We start from the raw sequence: 16,322 nt of genomic DNA, 5'->3' as shown, positions 1-16,322 counted from the left end.
GACGTCACGCCGTTTGCAGGCACTCCGCGGCCCGGATCCGTGCCCCGGTCCCCAGTTCCAGGCGCTCCCCGGAGAAGCCGGACCGGAGCCTGCGGTCGTGGCTGACGACGATCAGGGTCCCGGTGTAGGGCGCCAGCGCCGCCTCCAGGTCCTCCACCACCCCCGGCGCCAGGTGGTTGGTCGGCTCGTCGAGCAGGAGCACGTCGTACGGCCCGCCGGCGACGAGCCGGCCCAGCTCCACCTTGCGCCGCTGCCCCGCGGACAGCTCGCGCAGCGGCCTGCCCGCGTCGGCCGTGCCCAGCAGCCCGAGCCGCACCAGGGCTTCCGCGACCCCCTCCCCGAACGCCCCCGCCGCGCAGCGGCGCTCCGCGCTCCAGGGGTCGTCCTGCCGCAGCAGCCCGACCCGTCCCGGCACCCGTACGCTGCCGTGCCCGGCCGGCACGAGACCCGCGAGCACCTGCAACAGGGTCGACTTCCCCGACCCGTTGGGGCCGGTGAGCAGCATCCGCTCACCCGCCGCCAGCCGGAACGACACGGGCGCGAGCCGGCCCGGCACGGTCAGCCCCTCGACGCACACCCCGCCGGACGGGCCCGCGCCCCCGCCCTTGTCCCCGTTCCCGTTCCCGTTCCCGTTCCCGTCCCCGAACCGCCCGGTGAACCGCAGCGGCTGCGGCGGCGGCGGAACCGGATGCTCCGTCAGCCGGGCCAGCCGTTCCCGCGCGTTGCGGATGCGGCTCATCGCCCCGTGCGCCCGCGACCGGGCGCGGAAGGCTCCCGCGCCGCTGAACGCGGCCGGCGCCTTCCGGGGGATCTGCGCGAGCCGGCCGATGTTGCCGTCGGCCAGCCGCTCCACGCGCCGCGTCTCCTCGACCCACTCCTCGTACTCCCGCTCCCACCGGGCCCGTGCCGCGGCGCGGGCGACCAGGTGGCCGGCGTAGCCGTTGCCGTGGCGCCGGACGGTGAGCCGTTCGTGGTCCACCTCCAGGACGGCGGTGGTGACCCGGTCCAGGAACATCCGGTCGTGGGTGACGGCGACGAGGGTGCCGGTCCGCCGCAGCAGATGGTCCTCCAGCCATCCGACGGCCTCGTCGTCCAGGTCGTTGGTGGGCTCGTCGAGCAGCAGCAGCTCCGGGGCGGCCGCGAGCGCCCCGGCCAGCGCCAGGCGCGAGCGCTGCCCGCCGGACAGCGTCCCGAGCGCCCGTCCCCGGTCGAGCGGCTCCCGCTCGCCGAGCCGCCGCAGGACGGTGGCCACCCGCCGGTCGGCGTCCCGTCCGCCGCGCACGTCGTACTCGGCGACCAGCCGCCCGTACGCCTCGAGCTCCTCGGGTCCGGCCAGGTGGAGCCGCTCCTCGGCCGCCCGGATCCGCCGCTCCAGATCGCGCAGCCCGGCCAGTGCGCGGTCCACCGCGTCACCGACCCGTGCGCCGGGCGGCAGGGCGAGGGTCTGGGCCAGGTACCCCACCCCGCCGGGCGCCCGTACGGACACCTCGCCGGCATCGGCCCGCTCCTGCCCGGCGAGCAGCCGCAACAGCGTCGACTTCCCCGACCCGTTGTCCCCGACGACCCCGACCCGCTCCCCGGGCCGCACCGAGAATCCGACCCGGTCGAGCACCGTCCGGGTTCCGTACCGCTTGCCGACCTCGGCCAGCACGACCTGACCACCAGCAGCAGCTGAGGCACGCACAGGCAACCCTCCCTTGTTCGCAACGAGACGTCTCGTCTCGCTGAACAGTAGGGCAGCCTCCGGGGTTTGGCAAGACGTTCCGTCTCGCCAAAGGTGCGGGGATGCGGCGGCCGATGGTCGCGACTGGGCCTGATTCCAGGAGAGTTCGACAAACTTCCCCGGAACTACGCGAGAACTGGATAGAGTTGCCTATAGTTCGTCCAACAGAGGGGGAGAGCGATGAAGTTGACCGTGTTCCAGTTCGAGGGGACTCCTGCGGAGCTCGACGCGTCCCAGCTGCTCCAGCAGCTGGTCACCCAGGGGGAGGGGGCGTCCGCCGGCGTCCTCGTCAGCGGGATCCCCGCTCCGTCCGCGGGGTCCGGTCCCGGCGAGGTCCCCGGTGTCGCACTCGAAGGGCAGGCGGCGGTGCGCGCGCTGCTGCGCGGCAACCCGGCCGCCGAACACTTCACCGCCTTCCTCGCCGAGGCCACCGCCTGGCCCGACGTCAGGGTGCACGGCGTCAAGCGCCACCGGGCCGGGTCGGACGCGCCGCTGGACTACGGGGACTACCTGCGGGTGCGCCGGCAGGGCTCGCCGAAGGGCGCCTTCGCGTACGTGTACGCGCACAACGGCGTGGTCAACCTGCGGCTCCCCTACGACACGGACGACGAGCTGCTCGGCGCCCTCGCGCCCGCCGCCTACCGCCTCGAAGGCGGCAACAGCCAGTACCGCATCAGCGTGCAGATCGTGGACGAGAAGACCCGCGACCAGGCCGTCCGGCTCGCGAAGGTCGCCTTCGAGCGCACCTGACGGCCCGTTGGCGCGACTGCCGTGACAGGGGGTGTCGGCGGGCGGTACCGGAGGAGCCCGTCCGGGAGGGGGGAGCGTGAGCGGCCGGTGGAACCGCGCAGGCCCAACCCGACCCGGTCCCGGCGAAACGCAACCCTCGGGTTGCACCCGGCGGGCTGAGGTGCAACTCTGGAGTTGCATGAAACGTCCGGGGTGGGATGAGAGCGGTGGAAGGGGTTCCCTCATGAGCGAGGACCGGATCGAGCGCGAAACCCTGATCGAGGCCTCCCTGGAGCGGGTCTGGTCGCTGGTGGCCCAGCCCGGATTCTGGGTGGCCGACAAGGCGGGCCTGCCCGGCACCGTGGCCCGGGAGGGTGAGGAGACCGTCGCGAGGAACCCGGAGTACGGCGACTTCCCGGTACGGGTGGAGAAGGCCGAACCGCCGACCTACCTCGCCTACCGCTGGGCGAGCGCGTTCCCCGGGGAGGAGCTGCGCGCGGACAACAGCACCCTCGTGGAGTTCACCCTGACCCCGGAGGGGGACCGGACGCGGCTGCGGGTGGTCGAGAGCGGGTTCGCCGCACTGGCCGGCTCCGAGGAGCTGCGCGGCCGGGCGGTCGAGGACAACACCGGCGGCTGGCGCCAGGAGCTCGACGCGCTGAAGGCGCGCGCCGAACAGCCCTCCGCGTGACCGGCGGACCCGACGCCGCCGGGGCGGTCGACACCGTCCTCACGGCACTGGCCGACCCGACGCGGCGCCGGCTGCTCGAACTGCTCGCCGCCGAGGGCGAGGCCACCGCGACGACGCTCGCCCGCCAGCTGCCCGTCTCCCGTCAGGCCGTGGTCAAGCACCTGGCCGTCCTGGACGCCGCCGGGCTGGTGACCGGGGGCCGCGTCGGGCGCGAGGTGCGCTACGCCGTACGGCCCGCCGCGCTCGACGCGACGGCGCGGTGGATGGCCTCGCTCGCCGCCGACTGGGACCGCAGGCTGGCCCGCATCAAGCACGTCGCCGAGGCGGCCGAGCGGGCCGCCCGGGCCGAACACGGAGATCCGTAACGGGCTGCGTCCACCGGCGCGGCCCCGCAGAGGAGCACGATCATGTCCATGGAGCAGAGCCACCTCACGCACGCCCCCGCCGCGTACGCCTGCATGCTGGTCCGCAGGCCCGCCGCGGAGGCCTTCCGGGCCTTCGCCGACCCGGCCGTCACCACCCGGTTCTGGTACAGCGGCAGCAGCGGGCCCATGACCGCCGGTGCGGAGCTCCGCTGGGAATGGGAGACGTACGGGGCGTCCGCCGACGTCCGGGTCCTGGAGGTCCGGGAGGGGAGCCTGATCCGGTTCGAGTGGGGCAACTACGAGCAGCCGACCGCGGTCGAGCTGGCGTTCACCCCGCGCGGGGCCGAGGCCGCCTTCGTCGAGGCCACCGAGACCGGCTTCCGGGGCTCGGGGGACGACACCGTCCGCTGGGTCAACGACACCGTCGGCGGCTTCACCACCGCCCTGTGCGCGATGAAGGCCCTGCTCGAACACGGCATCGAGCTGAACGCCGTCCCGGACCACCACCCGGCCTGACCGGGCCCCGGCGGTGGCCGACGCGGGTACCGTACCGGTCGTGGCCCTCGATCCGGATCGAGTGCGCCTGGCAGGAGGAGGTCGGGATGCGCGCAGGCGTCGTGGTCGGTGCCCGGCCCGGGGTCGAGGAACTCGCCGTACGGGCCGAGGAGCTGGGCCTGGACAGCTTCTGGGTCAACGACACCCCGATGGTCCACGGGGACCCCTTCGTCGCCCTCGCCCTGTGCGCGAAGGCCACCCGCCGCATCCGGCTCGGCATCGGGGTGACCTCCCCGGCGCTGCGCTCCGCCCCGGCCGCCGCGAGCGGGCTCGCCAGTCTCAACGCCCTGGCGCCGGGCCGGATCGTCTGCGGGGTCGGCACCGGGAACACCGCCCGGCGCACCCTGGGCATGCGGCCGGTCACGTCGGCCCGGCTGGAGGAGTTCACCGCCGCGCTCCAGGAGCTGTGCGCCGGACGCCCGGCCGCGTACCGCGAGGGCGACCGGGTCCGCGAGGTTTGGTTCCTGCACGCCGCGGGGCACGTGAACACCGCCGACCCGGTCGAGTTCGTCGTGGCCGCGCTGCTCGGGCCGAAGGCCGCCGCCGTCGCCGGCCGCCGCGGCACCGGCCTCGTCTCCTTCGGCCTGCTCGACCCCGCCGCCTGGCGGGCGCTGCACGAGGTCCGGCGCCGCGCCGCCGCCCCGGAGGAGGAACCGGGCGGCCCCGGCTCCTACCTGGTCACCGCGCTCCACGTGCTCGACGGGGACGAGGACCGCCACGGCGACGCGGCCCGGGACGCGACCGGCCACCTGGTCCTGTCCCTGCTGGCCTTCGCCGCCGACACGGCCGCCGAGGACCCCGCCGTCGCCGACGGGCTCGGCCCGGGCGGACGCGAGGCGGTGCGGCGGCTCCTGGAGCGGCGCGGCACCACCGCCACCGCCCCCGACCGCCACACCCGGCTCTACCCCGGCTACCTGGGCCGCATCGCGCCGCAGGACCGGGACCTGGTCCTGCCCCCGCTGATGGACGCCCTCGCCCTGGTCGGCACCCGCGACGAACTCCTCGCCCGCATCGCCACCCTGGAACGGGCCGGCGTCGACGAACTCCTCGTCCAGCCGGTGGTCGACCCGCCCGCCGAGATGGCCCGGCTCGCGGAACTCCTCGCCCGCCCGTGACCGGCCGCCGTCCGGAGCCGGGGGAAACGGCACGGCTGCGCCATGGTGACGGTTCGGCATATGCATGTAATGTGCAAGGAGTTACGTGATGTCCGCATCGCAGCCGAAGGCGTGGAAGGAAGCCCCCGTGGACACAGAATCCCGCACCGGACGGGCGCCCCGCGGACCGCTGATCGGGGCCGTTTTCGGAGCCGGCTGGTTCCTCGTGGGCCTGGGTGCGCTGCACGGCTCGGCGCGGGCGGTCGCGGCCGCCGCCGGTGCCCTGATCCTCGTTGCCGTGACCTTCGCCGTCCTGCGCCCGGGCCGCCGGCCGGCCCCCGCCCCGGCCGCCCCCGGACCGCCGCGCGGGCGCGCCTTCGTCCGGCTCCTGGTGGTGCAGGCCGTCCTGCTCGGCGTCGGGGCCGGGATCATCAACAGCCGCCTGCACGCGCACCAGTTGGTCTTCTCCTGGGCCGCGCTGGTGGTCGGCGGCCACTTCTTCCCGCTCGCCCGGATCCTCGGGGCCCCGCTGCTGCGCGTACTGGGCGCGGTGATGGCCGGGGTGGTCGCGCTGACCGCCGCCACCGCCCTGGCGGCGCCGGACACCACCCCGTGGATCTGGCAGGCCCTGCCCGGCCTCGGCTGCGCGGGCGCGCTGTGGGCGGCCGTCCTGGCCACCGGCGCCGGGACCCGCGCCCGTACGCCCCGGAACGCCTGAGGGATCCCCGCCCCGCCCGCCAGACTGGTACCCCCCGACGGAGGTGCCGAGTGCCGATGGACCGACGACCGATGGATCTGGACGCGTACACCGAGCGGGCGCGGAGTGGGCCCTGCTTCGTCTGTGCCTTCCTCGCAGGGAACGGCGTCCTGGCCGTCCCGCCGGAGGAGTCGGCCGCACTGGCGGCCCGCCTCCACGAGGCGGTCCGTGCCGGGCGGCGGGGTTCACCGTGAACCGGTACCGGGGCACGGTCAGGGGTGCGTGGGGTCGCCTTCGGCTGAGGTGTGGTGTCCGGCCCGCAGCCGCTTGCGGTGGCGGTGGCGGCGGAAGGCCGTGACGAGGGCGAGGACGGTGCCGGTGGTGATGCCGAGGACGGGGAGGGCGACGGCCACCACCAGCCAGCCCGCGAGCGTGAAGAGGCCTCCGGAGTCGCCGATGGCGTAGGCGGAGTCCGCGTCGGACGAGCAGGTGACCGTGTAGTCGCCCGCCCGGGGCACGTCGATGGTGTGGAGCGGGTTCCAGGTCTCGTCGCGGGTGAGGAACACGTCGATGCCCGGGTCGGTGAGACGGGGGTCGCCCGGCCCGGTGATGCTGCACTTCGGGTCGGCGGCCGGGCCGAACTCCTCGTCCCTGATCCAGATGCTCTTCCCGCTCCCCGGTTCGAGCCCGAGGGTGACGACGTCGCCGTTGGCGAACCGGTGGTCGGTGTCCACCGCGTCGATCGCGCTGTCGAACCGGAAGGCGCCGATGGCCGCGCCCGCCACGATCAGCACGGCGGCGATCGCGCCTGCCGCGGCGTACCAGCGGCGGCCGGGCCGGAGTTCGGCCGCCGGCGTCCGTGCCGACGTCTGCGCTGGTGTTCGTGCTGGTGGGGAGGGGGTCACGAGCACACCCTAGATCGTCCTGTCCGGCGTACGGGCCGCCGGGTCCCGACCCCCGGCCGCGCTCGGAGGCCACCCCGCCGTCGAAGCCAGCCCCGCCGCCCGGCAGTTGCGCCTGCACGGCTGGTACGACGACCTCGCCGGCGGCACGACCGCCCGCTACCGGCCCGGGACCGGCACCTTCGTCCCGCTCTGACCGGGCCGGGCGGCGGCGCCCGCCCACACGGCGGGCCTGCGGTCCGCCCAGGGAGCGGCCCGCTCCAGCTGCGCGGCGAGCCGGAACAGGGTGTCCTCGCGCCCGTGGCCCGCGGCGAACTGGACGCCGACCGGCAGGCCGGTGGCCGGGTCGGACGCGAGCGGCACCGACATGGCGGGCGTCCCGGCGACGTTGAACGGGGCGGTGAACGGCGAGCGGTGGAACAGGTGCTCCACCCAGCCCCGCCCGTCGGCGCCCTCGGCGCCCCGGCCGTAGGTGCCCAGGAGGACCGGCAGTTCGGGGAGGGCGGGGGTCAGCAGCAGGTCCTGGGCCTCGAAGTGGGCGCCGACCGAGCGGGCGACCCGGTTGCGGACGTCCAGGGCGTGCACGAACTCCGCGCCGCTCACCTTGAGGCCCCAGTCGTAGGCCGCGAGCATCTCGGGTTCGACGGTGGACCCGTCCACGGGTCGGCCGGTGGCCCCGGCGAGGTCGTCGATCCACTTCACCAGGTTCGCGGTCCACAGGCGGGCGTTGGCGAGGACGAACTCCTCCCAGTCCACGCCGAGGTCCACGGTGGTGGCGTCGACGTGGTGGCCGAGCGATTCCAGCAGCCGGGCGGCGGCCAGGGCGGCCGCGGTCACGGGCGGCTCCACCGCGCGCCCGCTCCAGGGAGCGGTGAGCAGTCCGATGCGCAGCCGGCCGGGATCCCGGGTGACCTCCTCGCCGTACGGGCGGCGGGGGCGCTCGGGGTAGTAGGGGTCTCCGGTCTCCGGGCCCTGGATCAGGTCCAGCAGGGCCGCGCTGTCCCGTACGGTCCGGCTGAGCCCGCCGTGCACCGCGAGGCCGTTGAAGACCTCGTCGGCGTCCGGCCCCAGGGAGACCCGGCCGCGGGTGGGCTTGAGCCCGAACAGCCCGGTGGCGGCGGCCGGTACCCGGATCGATCCGGCCGCGTCGGTGGCGTGCGCGAGGGGGGTGATCCCGGAGGCGACGGCCGCGGCCGCGCCGCCGCTGGAGCCGCCCGGTGTCCGGGCGGGGTCCCAGGGGTTGCGGGCGGCGCCGTACAGGAGGGGCTCGGTGGTGGTGCTGAAGGCGAACTCGGGGGTGGCCGTGCGGCCGAGCGTCACCAGGCCGGCCCGGCGGAAGCGCCGCATCAGGAACGAGTCCTGCCGGGCCGTGTTCCCGGCGGCGAGGCGGCTGCCCAGCTCGACGCGCCTGCCCCGCATGGACACGGCCAGGTCCTTGATCAGGAACGGCACCCCGGCGAGCGGGCTGCTGCCCGGGACCGGTTCGTCCTCGGCGGGCCAGCTCTCGACGACGGCGTTGAGCTGCGGGTTCACCGCTGCCATGGCGGCCCGGGCCGCGTCGGCGAGCTCCGCCGCGGTCACCTCCCCCCGCGCCACGAGCCGGGCCAGTCCCACGGCGTCGTACTGGGTGTACTCGTGCAGTTCCACGGCGCTCCACCTGCGTTTCCGATCGGTCCCGTGCGATACCGATCGGTATCACTTGAGGATGATCGGTAACGTAACATGGCCGGGAAGGCGCCGACGGGCGGGACCGAAGCGAGGTACGGCATGACGAGCAGTCCGACCAGCCCGAGCGGCCCCCCGAGGCCGGGCCGGGACTCGCGGATCGCCCGCCTACCCCCGCGCGAGCGCATCCTCGACGCGGCCGAGGAGCTCTTCCTCCTGGAAGGCGTCCGGGCCGTCGGGGTCCAGGCCATCGCCGAGCGGGCGAACACCACGAAGATGGCCCTCTACCGCCACTTCGCCACCAAGGACGCCCTGATCGAGGAGTGGCTGAGGATCGTCGCGGCCGGGTACGCGAGCGCCTTCGACCGGGTCGAGGCCGAGCATCCGGAGGACGGGCGGGCGCAGGTGCTGGCCGTCGCGCGGTTCGTCGCCGACGGGCTGCCCGACGTCGCCCGCAGGGGCTGCCCCTTCGTGAACTCCATCGCGGGCCTGCCCGACGCCGGCCATCCGGCCCGCCGGCTGGTCGAGGAGCACAAGGCCCGTCAGCGGCGCCGCCTCACCGCCATGTGCGAGCGGGCCGGCGCGACCGCGCCCGACGACCTCTCCGCGGAGATCACCTTCCTCCTGGAAGGCGCCCAGGTGAGCGCGCAGAACGGCAGCGTCGACCGCGCGGGGGACCGGCTCGTGGCCATGGTCGCGGCGGCCGTCGACCGCGGGGCCGCGGCCCCGTAGCGCCGGCTCCCCCAGGGGATTCGCCACCCCGCCCTGGCCTGAACGCCCGAGTCGCCGGCCGCCGGCCGCCGGGCACGAGCCGCGAGGCACGAGGCCCCTGCGCCGCCGAACACCGCGATCGGTGCGCAGGGGCCTCCTGCGGTGGGCACCGTGGCGGGGGAGCCGCTCTCCGCCCCGGGCCGATGCACCCCAGTCAACCAACGCGTGCACCGGTGGGGCGACTGGATCCGGACACGGAATCGAGCCCGTCCGGCCGGTGCGGCTCCGGTCGAACATCCAAGAGGTGAATCTGCCACAATGCCTCGCATATGCGAGGCAGGGGCCTCATGTGATGGGGAAGCCGAGGTGCGTGGTGCAGGGTGAATCCCTCCCTCCGGGACAGCGCACGGTCAGGGGCTGGCCGGTCTCCCACTACGGCCCGGTCCCGCGGTTCCGGCCCGAGCGCTGGAACCTCCAGGTCTTCGGTGCCACCGCCAGCGGCGAGAAGTACTCCTGGACCTTCGAGGAGGTCATGGCCCTCCCCGCCGTGACGATCACCGCCGACCTCCACTGCGCGTCGGGCACGACCACCACCGGCCACGAGTTCTTCGGCGTGCCCGCGGCCGCCCTGCTGGAGCTGGCACCCCCCGCCCCCGCGGTCACCCACGTCATGGCCTGGGCGGAGTACGGCTACAGCGCGAACCTGCGCCTCGCCGACTTCACCGCCGCCCGTACGCTCATGGCCACCCACCACGACGGCGAGCCGCTCACCGCCGAGCACGGCTTCCCGCTCCGCCTCGTCGTCCCCCACCTCTACGGCTACAAGGGGCCGAAGTGGCTGCGCGCCATCGAGTACATGACGCAGGACCGGCGCGGGTTCTGGGAGGAGCGCGGCTACCACAACATCGCCGACCCGTGGACAGGCCGGCGCCACTCGTACCAGGAGGACGAGGACGCGTAGCCGCGGCCGGCGACGCCGGGACGTACGTTCCGACCACGCTCCCGCCCCGCGTTCGGAGATTCCCCAGAACCTCGGCGTAGCCCTGGGCAGATGCCGTCTGTTCGATATCTTTCTCCATGCATCTGCCAGCCGGGTGCGGCGATCAAGTGTGCATGCGCGGTCGGTTCCGACCGGCCGCCGCGGGGATCGGTGCGGCCCGGCCCGAGAGGGGAGTCCCTGCGTGAACCGTCGCCCGAAGCTGCCCGCCGTCACCGTCGGCGCCGTCGCGGTCCTGGTCCTCGCCGGGTGCGGCGGCAACACCCCGGAGAAGGCCGCCGGTCCGACGCCGCCCCCGTCGCCCGCCCCGGCCGCCGGATCCTCGCCCGCGCCGTCCGCCGCACCCGCGCTGAAGCCGGGCGAGGTGCGGGTCGCGGGCCAGGTGGACAAGCCGTACACCGTGACCCTGGACTCCCTGCGCGGCCTGCCGCAGCAGTCGGTGGAGGTGGAGTACACCAGCGCCAAGGGGCAGCAGAAGCACAGCTACCAGGGCGTCCTGCTGCACGACGTGCTCAAGGACGCACAGCCGCGCTTCGACGCCTCGAAGAAGAACGGCCAGCTGCGCGGCGTGGTCGCGGCGACCGGCGGCGGCGACTACCGGGCCGTGTTCGCCTGGGCGGAGCTGGACCCGGCCTTCGCCAAGTCCCAGGTCCTGCTCGCCGTTTCCGAGGACGGAAAGCCCTTCGACGCCGCCGGCGGTCCGCGGCTGGTGGTCCCGCAGGACACGAAGGGCGGCCGCTACGTCTCGGAGCTGAACCAGCTGTGGGTGGGCACCGTCGACGCCGCCGTCGACAGCGGGGCCGACGGTGCCGGCCGCTGACGTGCCCCCGGCGGCGGACGGATCCGCTCCGGTACCGGGCCCCGGCCGGCGGCCCTCCCGCCGGACGCTGCTCACCGCCGGCGGCCTCACCGCCCTGGCCGGGGGAGGGGCCGCCGCCGGCCTGGCCCTGCGCGGCCTGGCCCTGCGCGGCGGGGACCAGGGCGGCGGGGACCAGGGCGGCGGGGACCAGGGCGGCTCCACCGCCGTCGTCCCGTTCCACGGGGCCCAGCAGGCCGGGATCCTGACGCCCCGCCAGCGGTACGTCCGGCTGGCCGCCTTCGACTTCGGGGCCCGCACCGACCGGGCCCGGGCGTCGGCGCTGCTGGCGCGCTGGACCGCCGCCGCGGAGCACCTCGTACGCGGGGAGGCGGTGCCCCCCAACCTGGAGCCGCCCGGCTCCCGGGCCGCCGAGACCGGGGCGCTGGACGGCACCGCCCCGGCCCGGCTCACCCTCACCTTCGGGCTCGGCCCGAACTTCTTCGACCGCACCGGCCTGACCGCCGCCCGTCCCGCGGCCCTCGCGCCCCTGCCGCAGTTCTCCGAGGACCGGCTCGACCCCGCCCGCAGCGACGGCGACCTGCTGGTGCTGATCGGCGCCGACGACGCCTTCGTCACCGCGCACGTCCTGCGGACCGTCCAGCGCCTGGCCCACGGCGAGGCCGGGCTCCGCTGGACCATGACGGGCTTCACCGCGGCCGACGGCCGCCGCAACCTGATGGGCCAGGTCGACGGCACCAACAACCCCGACCCCGTAGCGGCCCTGGTGACGGGGCCGGACGCCCCGGCCTGGCTCGCGGGCGGCTCGTACGTCGTCATCCGGCGCATCCGCATGCTCCTGGACCACTGGGACGCCCTGCCGCCCGGCCACCGCGAACAGGCCCTGGGCCGGCGCGCGGCCGACGGCGCCCCGCTGACGGGCGGCACCGAGCACACCCCCGTCGACCTCGCCGCCGCCCGCCCCGACGGGGTCCCGGTGATCGCGGCCAACGCCCACGTCCGGCTCGCCGCGCCCGCCTCCAACCACGGCGCCACCCTGGTCCGGCGCAGCTGGTCGTACCACGACGGCCTGCGCGGCGACGGGACCCCGGACGCCGGACTGCTGTTCACGGCCTGGCAGCCCGACCCGCGCACCGGCTTCGTCCCCGTCCAGCGGCGACTCTCCCAGGGCGACGCGCTCTCCCGCTACCTGGTCCACGAGACCTCCGCGCTGTTCGCCATACCCGGCGGAGTACGCCCGGGCGGGTACGTGGCGCAGGCCCTCCTGGAAGGCTGACCCGGGGCCTGCGGGTCAGAGCAGGCCGAGGAGCCCCTTGTGCGAGCCGCCGAGGCCCGCGTGCTCGTCCGCCAGGTGGACCTCCAGCAGCCAGTGGGCCTGCCAGCCGCCGGCGGTGGTGCGCCGGAGCGGCCGGTCGTTGTCCGGCCCTATGTACGCGTCGGCCCGCGCGCACAGGGGGTTCGCGGCGGGCGCCTCGCCCACCAGGTGGCCGGCGTGCCATCCGGCCAGCGTCCAGCCCGCCTTGCCGGCGAGGGCCCGCAGCGCCTCGTGCAGCTGCCGGCCGGTGATCCCCGGGTCGGCGTGGAACAGCTCGCGGCCCGCGGCGAAGATCCCGGGCAGGTCCCGCAGGAGCCGCCGCCCGGCCGGGCCGTCGCCCAGGACGGCGGTGCGGGTCAGGTCCGCCCCGTGCCCGGGGAGGAGCGGGCCGAAGTGGGCCGTGACCGTGTCGTCGGCGCCGATCATGCGGTCGGCGGCCGGCTCCTCGCCGTACGGGAGCAGGGCGTGCGGCCCCGAGCGGACGATCCGCCCGGGCCACCGGGTGCGCGTGCCCCACACCTCCCGTGCCAGGTCCCCGATCCGGTCGGTCACCTCGAACTCGCTGCGGCCGGCCGCTATCAACCCGCGACGGGTGACCTCGGCGAACAGGGCCCGCGCCCTGCGCTGCCCCTCCACCAGGTGCAGCGCCCGCAGCCGTTCGTCCATCCGGTCGGGTATCGCCATCGTGCGTGTCTCTTTCCTGCGTCGTCGTGCCGTGGTGCTCAGGGGGTGGCGCGCACGATGACGAGCGAGCCTTCGTAGGTGGGCTGCCGGCGGAGGTGGCCGAACTCCCCGTCCCAGGCGCCGGAGTCCAGGTCGTCGCGGAGCGAGGTGTCGAAGCGCTCGCGGACCCGGTCGTCGACGAAGCTCCAGGCCGAGCAGGCCTGCCGGGCGCCGGGGTCGAGCAGCATCTCGGGGCGCCCGTAGTAGGCCTCGTTGAACCCGTCGGTGCAGTGGAGCGGGATCGGCACGGTCTGCACGGCCCCGTCGCCGCCGAGGCCGGACGCCAGGTCCTGCACGCTCGGGTAGCGGCGGGCCTCGGTGTCGAGGACCTCGGGCGCGTACCGGTGGAGCCAGAAGTCGCGCACCCGGGTGGGGTCGCAGGTGAGGATGACCACGGGGCCGCGGGTCACGCGCCGGATCTCCCGCAGCCCGGCCGCCACGTCGCTCCACTGGTGCACGCTGAACAGCGCCATCGTGGCGTCGAACTCCCCGTCCGCGAACGGCAGGTCCTCCGCGACCGCGTCGATCGCGCGGGTGAGCCGCGCCGGCCGCTGGGCGCGCATGGACTCGGAGGGCTCGACGGCGGTCACCGTGCGGGCCGCGCCCTCGTACGAGCCGGCTCCGGCCCCGACGTTGAGTACGGACCGGGCGTCGCCCAGGGCCCGGGCGATGAACCGGGCGACGTGTTCGTCGGGCCGGCGGTAGGAGGCGTAGCCGCTGCCCGCGGTCCCGTAGTCGACGTCGCCGGCGCTGCCGTCCTGGGTCCGTGCCGCCATGGTGATACCTCGCTTCGTGAGCAGGGAGGGGAGGGGGATGGGTGCCCGCACGCTCTCATCCTGCATCTACGGCGGATATTCGACAATCACCTGGCAAATGCTTGGCATATGACCCAAAGGAAGCCGCGTCTGAGGAGATGATGTTGGAGTTTGGTACGAGCCCCGGCGGACGCCTCACCGCTGCGTGCGGCCGAACTCGGCGGCGAACCCGCACCGCTCGGCGATCGTGCGCAGCTGGTCGTCGGGCAGGCCGCCGGGCAGGGCCAGGACGGCCGCCATCCCGTCGGCGTCGAGCCCGAGGCCGGCGGCGATGCCGAGGTCCCCGGCCGGGCGCGGGCCGGACGCGTCCTCGCCGGGCGGGTCGGCGTGCAGCGCGTCCAGGGCCTGGGCGGCGAGCGTGTGCCGGCGCGCGGCCCGCGCGTCCGACAGCAGCAGGCCGGTCCCCTCCGGCGCGGAACGCAGGACCAGGAAGAACGACTCGTCGGCGTTGAAGAGCCCGAACACCGCGTCCGGGGCCCCGACGGCGCGTACGGCGGCGACCGCCTCGTCGAGGCCCGTGAGCGCGGTGCGGTCCAGGCGGGTGCACTCCCAGCGGCCGTCCCGGCGGGCCACGGCGACGGCGTACCGGTGCCTCTTGTGTTCTGTCACGGCCCACAGGTGCCCCGCCGGAGCGCCCGGTAGCCGCACCGGGGCCGGGTGTGGCCCGCACGGAGCACACCCCCGGTGGGCCGTCCGGCCCCGGGCCTCGGGCCCCGGACGCGGCGTCGACCTCGGCGATCAGGCCCTCGACGAGGCCCTCGATCCCGTCGCGGAGGGGGCGCACGGCCTCGACGCCCTGCCCGGCCGGGTCCTCCAGCTGCCAGTCGAGGTAGGTCTTGCCGGGGAAGTACGGGCAGGCGTCCCCGCAGCCCATGGTGATGATGTAGTCGGCCGCCCGGCCGCCCGGCCGCCATCTGGGAGCGGCCCGCGTTGTGGAGCTCACCAGCACACCGGTCCCGGCTCCGCTTGGGTTCGCGGAAAGAACACCGAGCGCTCGCCGACGCCGAACACGCTCGCCTGGTGTTGTCTCATCGGTCGCGATCGGGAGATGTGTGTCGATCCAGCGGGCGGTGGGGCGGCTCAATGGGCGATCTTGTCCTGTTCGGCGGAGAATCACCGTGACGAATAGCCTCACCCGATGTCGGCATGCGCGAACCGGCGGTCCGAAGGTCGTGGGATATGGAACCTGCAACGCTCCAGGGCGTGGACCGGACCGGGACTTCACCCGCCATGGAAGATCCCGGGGCGCGGACCACGGAAGAGTGGTCACCCACCCCGGAGGAGCTCGCGTTCATCCGGACGACTGTGGCTCGGCTGAAGGCGGCCTACCCGTCGGTCGACGCGGACACCGTGGAGGCGACGGTCGAGGCCGGTTACGACGCGTTCCGGCAGGCCAGGGTCAGGAAGTACGTCCCGATCCTGGCCGAACGCCGCTCCCGGAAGGCGCTCGCCGGCCGCCCCCGGGAGCACCCCGGACACAGTGGGGGACGGGCTGTGACCGCCGGGGGCCGGGGAAGGGGCGAGCGCTGATGTCCGACGAGAGAGCCGAACGCATCGCGGATTTCATCGAGCCGCTACGGGTACGGCCGGGTTCGAAGGTGCGCCTGGAGCGGGACTTCGACCCCCGCTTCAAGGCCGGCATGAAGAAGCTGGAGGGCGCCGAGCTGCTGCGGACGGGGGTGTCCTTGCTCGCCGAGTACCAGGAGCGGCTCGCCGCCCAGGACACGTACGGCGTGGTGCTCTGTCTCCAGGCGCTCGACGCCGGGGGCAAGGACGGGACGATCCGCCATGTGATGAGCGGCGTCAACCCCCAGGGCGTCCGGGTCAGCAGCTTCAAGGTGCCCTCCTCCGAGGAACTGGACCACGACTACCTGTGGCGTTACGCCCGGCGGCTGCCCGAGCGCGGCGAGATCGCCATCTTCAACCGCTCGCACTACGAGGAGGTCCTCGTCGTACGGGTCCACCCCGAGGTCCTCCTGCGCCAGAAGCTGCCGGACGGCACGCTCGGCGAGGGCATCTGGGACCGCCGCTACCGGGAGATCAACCGTTGGGAGCACTACCTCACGGACAACGGGTTCAAGGTGGTGAAGATCTTCCTGAACCTGTCCAAGGAGGAGCAGCGCACCCGCTTCCTGAAGCGGATCGACCGGCCGGAGAAGAACTGGAAGTTCTCGGCGGCGGACGTCCGGGAGCGGCGCCGGTGGGACGACTACCAGCACGCCTTCTCCGAGATGCTGTCGGCCACGAGCACGAAGTGGGCGCCGTGGTACGTCGTACCGGCGGACCGGAAGTGGTTCGCGCGGCTCTGTACGGGTGCGGTGCTCGCTCACACCCTGATGGATATCGATCCTCAGTACCCCGATGTGGGACAAGAGGCCCGCAAGGACCTGCTCGTCACCAAACGGGCGCTGGAGAAGGAGGCGCCCGCCGGCGCCCCGGCCGATCCGTACGCCGCCCGGCACGGCAAGCGGAGGAGCAAGCCGAAGAAGAAGCGTGGCTAGCGGCTCTCGGGCGGCGCGCGGC

19 protein-coding genes and 1 pseudogene are annotated in these 16,322 nt (G+C 74.7%); 13 read left to right on the top strand and 7 right to left on the bottom strand.

The annotated features are described in order from the left end of the window. Positions 1–4: 4 nt before the first annotated feature. Positions 5–1,684, bottom strand: a complete 1,680-nt coding sequence (locus ACIPW5_RS04860) for an ATP-binding cassette domain-containing protein (protein ID WP_401240410.1) — start codon at positions 1,682–1,684, stop codon at positions 5–7. Between the two features lie 219 nt (positions 1,685–1,903). Here ACIPW5_RS04860 and ACIPW5_RS04855 point away from each other — a divergent pair, with 219 nt between their 5' ends. The 7 genes from ACIPW5_RS04855 to ACIPW5_RS04825 all read left to right on the top strand — a co-directional run bounded on the left by ACIPW5_RS04855 (position 1,904) and on the right by ACIPW5_RS04825 (position 6,108). Beyond that, positions 1,904–2,473: a hypothetical protein gene (locus tag ACIPW5_RS04855; RefSeq protein WP_401240407.1), complete on the top strand. Its 570-nt coding sequence runs from the start codon at positions 1,904–1,906 to the stop codon at positions 2,471–2,473. A gap of 223 nt (positions 2,474–2,696) precedes the next feature. Further along, a complete protein-coding gene (locus ACIPW5_RS04850) occupies positions 2,697–3,143 on the top strand; it encodes an SRPBCC domain-containing protein (RefSeq protein ID WP_401240404.1) in 447 nt (148 codons plus the stop codon). Next, positions 3,140–3,508 carry an ArsR/SmtB family transcription factor gene (locus ACIPW5_RS04845; RefSeq protein ID WP_401240401.1) on the top strand — a complete coding sequence of 123 codons (369 nt, stop codon included), beginning with the start codon at positions 3,140–3,142 and terminating at the stop codon, positions 3,506–3,508. Before ACIPW5_RS04850 ends, ACIPW5_RS04845 begins: the two co-directional genes overlap by 4 nt. Before the next feature lie 42 nt (positions 3,509–3,550). Next, positions 3,551–4,024 carry an SRPBCC family protein gene (locus ACIPW5_RS04840; protein WP_401240399.1) on the top strand — a complete coding sequence of 158 codons (474 nt, stop codon included), beginning with the start codon at positions 3,551–3,553 and terminating at the stop codon, positions 4,022–4,024. An 86-nt stretch (positions 4,025–4,110) separates the two neighbouring features. Beyond that, a complete protein-coding gene (locus ACIPW5_RS04835) occupies positions 4,111–5,178 on the top strand; it encodes an LLM class flavin-dependent oxidoreductase (RefSeq protein WP_401240397.1) in 1,068 nt (355 codons plus the stop codon). A gap of 88 nt (positions 5,179–5,266) precedes the next feature. Beyond that, positions 5,267–5,875 (top strand): hypothetical protein, encoded by a 609-nt coding sequence (locus ACIPW5_RS04830; protein ID WP_401240395.1) that lies wholly within the window; start codon positions 5,267–5,269, stop codon positions 5,873–5,875. A 56-nt stretch (positions 5,876–5,931) separates the two neighbouring features. Continuing rightward, a complete protein-coding gene (locus ACIPW5_RS04825; protein ID WP_401240392.1) occupies positions 5,932–6,108 on the top strand; it encodes a hypothetical protein in 177 nt (58 codons plus the stop codon). Between the two features lie 18 nt (positions 6,109–6,126). Here ACIPW5_RS04825 and ACIPW5_RS04820 read toward each other — a convergent pair whose 3' ends face one another. Both ACIPW5_RS04820 and ACIPW5_RS04815 read right to left on the bottom strand, forming a co-directional pair. Next, complete coding sequence (locus tag ACIPW5_RS04820; RefSeq protein ID WP_401240391.1) at positions 6,127–6,759, bottom strand: hypothetical protein; 633 nt, start codon at positions 6,757–6,759, stop codon at positions 6,127–6,129. A 156-nt stretch (positions 6,760–6,915) separates the two neighbouring features. Then, entirely contained in the window at positions 6,916–8,403 is a 1,488-nt protein-coding gene (locus ACIPW5_RS04815; RefSeq protein ID WP_401240388.1) for an amidase, read from the bottom strand. 120 nt (positions 8,404–8,523) lie between these two features. On the opposite strand from ACIPW5_RS04815, the gene ACIPW5_RS04810 reads away from it, so the two are divergent. From ACIPW5_RS04810 to ACIPW5_RS04795, 4 genes are all read left to right on the top strand, one after another. Continuing rightward, a complete protein-coding gene (locus ACIPW5_RS04810; RefSeq protein WP_401240386.1) occupies positions 8,524–9,153 on the top strand; it encodes a TetR/AcrR family transcriptional regulator in 630 nt (209 codons plus the stop codon). Positions 9,154–9,484: 331 nt separating this feature from the next. Next, positions 9,485–10,093, top strand: a complete 609-nt coding sequence (locus tag ACIPW5_RS04805; RefSeq protein WP_401240384.1) for a molybdopterin-dependent oxidoreductase — start codon at positions 9,485–9,487, stop codon at positions 10,091–10,093. Positions 10,094–10,313: 220 nt separating this feature from the next. Beyond that, positions 10,314–10,949 (top strand): molybdopterin-dependent oxidoreductase, encoded by a 636-nt coding sequence (locus ACIPW5_RS04800; RefSeq protein WP_401240381.1) that lies wholly within the window; start codon positions 10,314–10,316, stop codon positions 10,947–10,949. Continuing rightward, entirely contained in the window at positions 10,936–12,222 is a 1,287-nt protein-coding gene (locus ACIPW5_RS04795) for a Dyp-type peroxidase (RefSeq protein ID WP_401240378.1), read from the top strand. The genes ACIPW5_RS04800 and ACIPW5_RS04795 overlap by 14 nt, the downstream gene beginning before the upstream one ends. Before the next feature lie 15 nt (positions 12,223–12,237). On the opposite strand, the gene ACIPW5_RS04790 is transcribed toward ACIPW5_RS04795, so the two are convergent. The 4 genes and pseudogenes from ACIPW5_RS04790 to ACIPW5_RS04775 all read right to left on the bottom strand — a co-directional run. Next, the gene (locus ACIPW5_RS04790; RefSeq protein WP_401240376.1) at positions 12,238–12,945 is read right to left on the bottom strand and encodes a M24 family metallopeptidase; all 708 of its coding nucleotides are present in this window, start codon (positions 12,943–12,945) and stop codon (positions 12,238–12,240) included. Between the two features lie 38 nt (positions 12,946–12,983). Further along, on the bottom strand, positions 12,984–13,811 hold the full coding sequence (locus ACIPW5_RS04785) for a class I SAM-dependent methyltransferase (protein ID WP_401240373.1): 828 nt from the start codon (positions 13,809–13,811) through the stop codon (positions 12,984–12,986). A 123-nt stretch (positions 13,812–13,934) separates the two neighbouring features. Continuing rightward, positions 13,935–14,408 carry a tRNA adenosine deaminase-associated protein gene (locus ACIPW5_RS04780; protein ID WP_401240371.1) on the bottom strand — a complete coding sequence of 158 codons (474 nt, stop codon included), beginning with the start codon at positions 14,406–14,408 and terminating at the stop codon, positions 13,935–13,937. 109 nt (positions 14,409–14,517) lie between these two features. Beyond that, a pseudogene (locus ACIPW5_RS04775) lies at positions 14,518–14,697 on the bottom strand (phosphotyrosine protein phosphatase); the annotation flags it as partial. Positions 14,698–14,978: 281 nt separating this feature from the next. On the opposite strand from ACIPW5_RS04775, the gene ACIPW5_RS04770 reads away from it, so the two are divergent. Beyond that, entirely contained in the window at positions 14,979–15,329 is a 351-nt protein-coding gene (locus ACIPW5_RS04770) for a three-helix bundle dimerization domain-containing protein (protein ID WP_401240368.1), read from the top strand. Next, positions 15,329–16,300: a polyphosphate kinase 2 family protein gene (locus ACIPW5_RS04765; protein WP_401240365.1), complete on the top strand. Its 972-nt coding sequence runs from the start codon at positions 15,329–15,331 to the stop codon at positions 16,298–16,300. The genes ACIPW5_RS04770 and ACIPW5_RS04765 overlap by 1 nt, the downstream gene beginning before the upstream one ends. Positions 16,301–16,322: the final 22 nt, after the last annotated feature.

It is taken from the genome of Streptomyces sp. NPDC090077 (assembly GCF_044747545.1).
Lineage (GTDB): Bacteria > Actinomycetota > Actinomycetes > Streptomycetales > Streptomycetaceae > Streptomyces.
Note: the sequence above shows the minus strand (reverse complement) of the source record. Positions and strands in the feature narration are given on the sequence as shown.